Consider the following 901-nt stretch of genomic DNA (forward strand, 5'->3'; position numbering starts at 1 on the left):
GTAAGCGCGAATTTCCCTGCACCTTTTGGTGAGGTGGGGGATGTTGGAAGATGTGTCCACCAAGAAGGAAGGTGGACACCAATTGGATTCGTTGAATTTTGGACGTGGCGTTGTTCGTGTTGGGAGTGACGGGCGTCGCTGGTATGACCCAGTGTGGAAAGCGCGGCTGGTGGCGTCATGCCTTAGACCTGGAGTGTCTGTTTCGCGTCAGGCACTTGAACATGGGGTAAACGCGAACCTGTTGAGGAAGTGGATCAAGGCCTTCGAAGAGAGCCGCACAATGGGTGGCGCTTCATCGACAGCCTTCATCCCGGTGCAGATTTGCGACCGTGATGAGAGTGCGCAAGAGGCGGAGGTCGGGCGGATGGTATCTGGCCGGCAGGAGCGTTTAGGATCTACGGGGAGTGACGGTTTTGGAGCGCCGTTGAAGATGAGCGCGTCATTACCCAACGGGGTGAGGCTGACGCTGGAAGCCGGAGACAGGTATGGATTGGCAGCGATCATTGGGGCTTTGAGCGATGTTCAGACTGGGCGCTGACCTTCCTGTCTACCTTCATCGTGAGCCGATCGACTTCCGTGCGGGGATTAATAGTCTTGCGGTCCTGGTGCAGGAGACGATGGCACTGGACCCGTTCAAGCCGGCGGTTTTTGCGTTTTGTAATCGGCGCCGCGACCGGATGAAATTGCTGTTTTTTGACCGTTCGGGCTTTGTCCTTGTCCTGAAGCGGCTGACGGAAGACCGGTTTCGCTGGCCTCGGCGCGAGGCCCTGGTCGTTACGCTGACGACTGAGCAATTGCATTGGTTGCTGGACGGGATCGATGTCGATGCCATGGTCCGCCATCCTGTCCGGCAATACGAGATCGCAGGCTGACAAGGTCAATTGTATAGTTGACGCGGGCA

At 57.2% G+C, this 901-nt stretch carries 2 protein-coding genes; both read left to right on the top strand.

The window, feature by feature from the left end; genetic code table 11:
- Nucleotides 1-40 precede the first annotated feature (40 nt).
- Nucleotides 41-538, top strand: a complete 498-nt coding sequence (tnpA, locus tag ACK8OE_RS20860) for an IS66-like element accessory protein TnpA (RefSeq protein ID WP_410273334.1) — start codon at nucleotides 41-43, stop codon at nucleotides 536-538.
- Complete coding sequence (tnpB, locus tag ACK8OE_RS20865) at nucleotides 519-872, top strand: IS66 family insertion sequence element accessory protein TnpB (protein ID WP_410273333.1); 354 nt, start codon at nucleotides 519-521, stop codon at nucleotides 870-872. The genes tnpA and tnpB overlap by 20 nt, the downstream gene beginning before the upstream one ends.
- Nucleotides 873-901 lie beyond the last annotated feature (29 nt).

It is taken from the genome of Asticcacaulis sp. W401b, from assembly GCF_046503825.1.
In the GTDB taxonomy this organism is placed as follows: Bacteria; Pseudomonadota; Alphaproteobacteria; order Caulobacterales; family Caulobacteraceae; genus Asticcacaulis.